This is a genomic window from Terriglobales bacterium (assembly GCA_035624475.1).
In the GTDB taxonomy this organism is placed as follows: Bacteria; Acidobacteriota; Terriglobia; order Terriglobales; family Acidobacteriaceae; genus DASPRL01.
The window spans coordinates 1-4,926 of sequence record DASPRL010000364.1; the positions used below are offsets into that span (position 1 = coordinate 1).

Annotated in this window: 4 protein-coding genes; 1 reads left to right on the plus strand and 3 read right to left on the minus strand. The window is 67.4% G+C overall.

Going from position 1 to position 4,926, the window contains the following annotated elements:
• The 3 genes from VEG08_14245 to VEG08_14255 all read right to left on the minus strand — a co-directional run.
• Positions 1-301: lipid-A-disaccharide synthase (locus VEG08_14245; protein ID HXZ29150.1), on the minus strand; the 301-nt coding region annotated here is incomplete at its 3' end.
• Positions 302-337: 36 nt separating this feature from the next.
• Positions 338-2,290, minus strand: a complete 1,953-nt coding sequence (locus VEG08_14250; protein ID HXZ29151.1) for an ABC transporter ATP-binding protein — start codon at positions 2,288-2,290, stop codon at positions 338-340.
• Positions 2,291-2,349: 59 nt separating this feature from the next.
• Positions 2,350-3,600: a beta-ketoacyl-[acyl-carrier-protein] synthase family protein gene (locus tag VEG08_14255; protein HXZ29152.1), complete on the minus strand. Its 1,251-nt coding sequence runs from the start codon at positions 3,598-3,600 to the stop codon at positions 2,350-2,352.
• A gap of 66 nt (positions 3,601-3,666) precedes the next feature.
• Here VEG08_14255 and hemW point away from each other — a divergent pair, with 66 nt between their 5' ends.
• Complete coding sequence (gene hemW / locus VEG08_14260; protein ID HXZ29153.1) at positions 3,667-4,896, plus strand: radical SAM family heme chaperone HemW; 1,230 nt, start codon at positions 3,667-3,669, stop codon at positions 4,894-4,896.
• Positions 4,897-4,926 lie beyond the last annotated feature (30 nt).

Below are 4,926 nucleotides of genomic sequence, written 5' to 3' on the forward strand. Positions count from 1 at the left end.
CCACCCGCAGATTGAAGGCGGGGGAATCGATGACCACGGCGAAATCCGGCGTGCGCTTGCCGGCCTCGCGCACCAGCCGCCGGAACTTGCGGTAGATGCCGGCCACGTGAGGCAGGACCTCGGTGATGCCCACCACGGAAAGCTCGCGCGCGTCGATGAGGATCTCGCAGCCGGCGGCCCGCATCTTCTCGCCGCCTACGCCGAAGAACTCGCAGCCCGGCAGGCGCCGCAGCAGCGCGGTCATGAGCTGCGCGCCGTAGAGTTCGCCCGAGGCCTCGCCCGCCGAGATCAGCACGCGCATCCGTGCGCCGCCCCCCGTTGTCTGGAAGAAGAAAACCTAGTCGTCGGCGCCGACCGGCGAGCCCGGCAGCACCGCCGGCGCCGCGGCCGGGGCGGCGATTTCCTGGTCCTTGTACTGGAGCTGGTAGAGCTTCCAGTATATGCCGCGCTGCGCCAGCAACTGCTGGTGGCTGCCCATCTCGCGCAGCCGCCCCTTGTGCATGACCAGGATCTTGTCGGCGCTCTGCACGGTGGAGAGGCGGTGGGCCACGATGATGGAGGTGCGTCCTTCGACCATGCGGCTGAGCGCGTCGCGCACCCGGAACTCGGTCTCGGTGTCCACGCTGGAGGTGGCCTCGTCGAGCACCAGGATGCTGGGAGCGTGGGCCAACGCCCGGGCGAAGGAGATGAGCTGCTTCTGCCCGGTAGAGAGGGTAGAGCCGCGCTCGCGCACCGGTTCGTGGAAGCCCTCGGGCAGGCTGCGGATGAAGTCGGAGAGGTTCACGTCCTCGGCAGCCTGCTCCACGTGCTCGTCCTCGATCCAGGAGGTTCCCAGGCGGATGTTGTCGCGCACCGTGCCGCTGAAGAGGAAGGGGTCCTGCAGCACCACGCCGAAGCGCTGGCGCAGGGCCGACAGGTCCATCTCGCGCACGTCCACGCCATCGATGCGCACCGCGCCCTTCTGCACGTCGTAGAAGCGCAGCAGCAGGGAGAGGATGGTGGTCTTGCCGGCGCCGGTGTGGCCGACGATCGCAATCGTCTCCCCCGGCTCGATGGCGAAGCTGACGTCGCGCAGCACCCAGTCGTAGTCGGGCTCGTGCGCCGAACCCTGGCCGTCGCCGTTGCCCCCGGCGGCCGCGTCCTTGCCTTCGGCGGCGGGCAGGGTGCGGTAGGCGAACCAGACGTGGTCGAATTCGATGCGCCCCGGCCCGCTGACGGGCTGGGGCGCGGCCGGGGTCAGGATCTCCGCGGGCGTGTCCAGCAGCTTGAAGATGCGCTCGCTGGAGGCCATGGCCGCCTGCAGGATGTTGTACTTCTCGCTCAGGTCCTGGATGGGCCGGAAGAAACGCTGCGCGTACTGCATGAAGGCCACCAGCACGCCCAGGGTGACGGCATTGCGCAGCACCTGGTTGCCCCCGAACCAGATCACGCTGGCGATGGCCACGGAAGAGAGCACCTCCACCACCGGGTAGTAGACGGCGTGCGCCAGGATGGCGTCCTTGAAGGCCTCCATGTGGGTGGCGTTGATCTTCTCGAACTTCTGGTAGGCGCGCTTCTCCCGGTTGAAGAGCTGCAGCACCACGATTCCGCTGACGTGCTCCTGCAAGTAGGCGTTGATACGGGCGATGGCCACGCGGATGCGCCGGTAGCTGTCGCGCACCTTGCGGCGGAAGATCATGGTGGCCCAGAAGATCACCGGCAGCACCGCGAAGGTGATCAGCGCCAGCCACCACTTCATCTTCAGCATGATGGCCACGATCCCGGCCAGCACGAAGATGTCCTCGAAGATGGCCACTACCCCCGAGGTGAACATGTCGTTGAGGGCGTCCACGTCGGTGGTGACGCGGGTCACCAGCCGCCCCACCGGGTTGCGGTCGAAGAAGGCGACGTGCATCTTCTGCAGGTGGCGGAAGATCTGGCTGCGCAGGTCGAACATGACCTTCTGCCCGGCCCACTGCATCAGGTAGGTCTGCAGGAAATCGAAGAGGAAACCGGCCACCAGCAGGAAGACGTAAAGGCCGGCGATCTGCGCGATGCCGGTCAGCGCCTGCGGGCTCAGCCAACGGTCCAGCAGCGGCAGCGCCGCCCCCGGCTTGGGCTCCAGGTACTTGTCGACCGCCACCTTCGTCAGATAGGGCCCGAGGACGTCGCAGCCCGCCTTGAGCACGATGGCCACCAGTGCGATGGTGACCGGCAGGGAATACGGGCGCAGGTAGGTGAGCAGCCGCTTCATCAGCCGGCTGTCGTAGGCTTTGCCCAGTACCTCTTCTTCGTGGATGTTGTCTGCCATCCCGGTTGTCCTATTTTAGATGGCAATCGCCGCGGCGGGGACGCAGATTCGCTTGGCCGCTACTCCACCCGGCGCAGCACCAGCGCCGAGTTCTTCGATCCGAAGGCGATGCAGTTGCACACCGCGTGCTCGATCACAGCTTTGCGTCCCGCCTCGGGGACATAGTCCAGGTCGCACTCCGGGTCGGGCTTCTCCAGGTTGATGGTGGGCGGGATGCTGCCGTGATGCATGGCCATGAGCGTGGCTGCCACCCCGGCGGCGCCGCAGGCCCCCTGGGGATGCCCGATCTGCGACTTCAGCGCCGACATGGGCGTCCGCCCCGCCTGCTTGCCCAGCGCCAGCTTCAGCGCCTTGGTCTCGATGCGGTCGTTGAGCTGGGTGGAGGTGCCGTGCAGGTTGACGTAGTGCACGTCCTGGGCGGCGATGCCGGCTTCGGTCATGGCGATCTCGATGGCGCGTGCCGGCTCTTCGCCGAACTCCGCCAGCCGCACCCGGTGGAAGGCCTCGCAGGTGGAGCCGTAACCCACGATCTCGGCGTAGATCTTCGCCCCGCGCGCCTTGGCGTGCTCGTACTCCTCCAGCACGAACATCCAGGAGCCTTCGGCCAGCACGAAGCCGTCGCGGTCGGCGGAGAAGGGGCGCGAGCCGCGCTCCGGCGCGTGGTTCCACGAGGTGGTGAGGATGCGCATCAGGTGGAAGCCCTTCATGATGCCCAGGGCCAGCGGCGCGTCCGCGCCGCCCACCAGCACCATGGGCAGCGCGCCCGCCTGGATCTGGCGCCGGGCGTAGCCCAGGGCGTCGGTGGAGGAGGTGCAGCCCGAGGTCACCACGTGGCTCATCCCGCGGAAGCCGAACTTCATGTTCACTTCGCTGGAGAGCGTGCCCATGGTGCCGCTGGGAATGCTGTAGAGGCTGACCTGCTTGACGTTGCCCTCCAGCCACAGGCGGTACTGGGCCTCGGAGAAATCCTGCGCGCCCCCGCCGGTGCCCAGCACCACGCCGATCTGGCGCTTTTCTTCCATGGACATGGAGGCGGGATCAAGACCGGCGTCGGCCAGCGCCTCGGAAGAGGCGGCCATGGCCAGCGGCACCACCCGGGAGACGTGTTTGCGTTCGATCGGGTCCATCCAGGCCAATTCGTCGAAGCCACGCACCTCGCCGGCGATGTGCACCGGCAGGCCGTCGAGCTGAAAATGGGTGATGTGACCCACCCCGCTCTGGCCTGCCAGCACCGCCCGGCAGAACGCCTCCTTGCCGAGGCCGTTGGGGCTGAGCACTCCCATCCCGGTGATCACTGCGCGTCTGGACATGAGGGTGTGATTCTATAATGACGGACGGGTTTCGTCTCGGTTGCCGTAACTTCTTTTTTTCCTTCCATGCCGCTCGGCCTGTACATCTCGGTCCCCTTCTGCCGCTCCAAGTGCAGCTATTGCAACTTCGCTTCCGGAGTCTTCTCCCGCGAGCGCTTCGAGCAGTACGTAGAGCGGGTGAGCGCCGATCTGGACGCCGCGCCAGCGCTGGCTGAGCGGGTGGGCGGGCGCTTCGAGCGCGCGGCGGACTCGCTCTACCTGGGCGGCGGCACTCCCACCGCGCTCGCGCCCGAGCAGTTCGCGTGCCTGTTCGAGGCAGTCCGCCGGAACTTCGCCCTTACTGCGGATGTCGAGATCACGGTGGAGTGTGCCCCGGGAAGCCTCAACCCGCCGATGCTGGATGCGTTGGTCCGCAGCGGCGTGAACCGCGTCAGCTTGGGTGTCCAGTCGTTCGTGGACGCCGAGGCCGCGGCCGTCGGCCGCCTGCACACCCGCGCCGCGGTCCTCGACGACGTCGCTCACCTGCGCGCCGCCGGCATCAGCAACCTGAACGTCGATCTCATCGCGGGCCTGCCGCATCAAACGCCTGAATCCTGGGAGTATTCGCTGGACGAAGCGATCGCGCTGGGCGCACCCCACGTCAGCGTCTACATGCTGGAGGTGGACGAAGATTCGCGCCTGGGCCGCGAACTCATCGCCGGCGGCACCCGCTACCATGCCCACTTCGTCCCCAACGATGATGTCACCGCCGACTTCTACCTGCGGGCCTGCGAGCGGCTGGAGGCGGCGGGGATCCCGCAATACGAGATCTCGAACTTCGCGCGCCCGGACGCGGAGTCGCGCCACAACTTGAAGTACTGGACGCGCCGGCCCTACCTGGGCTTCGGCGTGGATGCGCACTCCATGCTGCCCGCGCTCGATCCCGCGCTCGAAGCGGTGCGCTTCTCCACTCCCGACTCGCTGGACGACTACCTGGCCGGCAGATCCGGCTCTGTGATCGCAGTCAGCCGGCAATCGGCGTCGGAGGAGAGCCTTTTCCTCGGCCTGCGCCTGAACCGCGGTCTGGACCTGGCAGAAGCGGCGGCCCGCTTCGGCGCCGCGGCACTGGAGTCCGTGCGGCCCGCGATCCTGCGCTCCGAGGAAGCGGGGCTGCTCGAGCAGGAAGGCAACCGCATCCGGTTGACGTCCCGCGGGCGCCTGCTCTCCAACGAAGTGTTTGCCGGGTTCCTTTCCTCGAGGCAGCCGAGCGCGCTGCCCCGTCCCGCGAGAGTGGAGCTTTCCACCAAAATTCATTAGACTCTATGGTTCCGCGACCCACGTCGGGGC

What these genes read in the sequence shown, in the direction of transcription:
- VEG08_14255 (HXZ29152.1), bottom strand. Translation starts at nt 3,600, where the DNA reads ATGTCCAGACGCGCAGTGATCACCGGGATGGGAGTGCTCAGCCCCAAC.
- VEG08_14250 (HXZ29151.1), bottom strand. Translation starts at nt 2,290, where the DNA reads ATGGCAGACAACATCCACGAAGAAGAGGTACTGGGCAAAGCCTACGAC.
- hemW (HXZ29153.1), top strand. Translation starts at nt 3,667, where the DNA reads ATGCCGCTCGGCCTGTACATCTCGGTCCCCTTCTGCCGCTCCAAGTGC.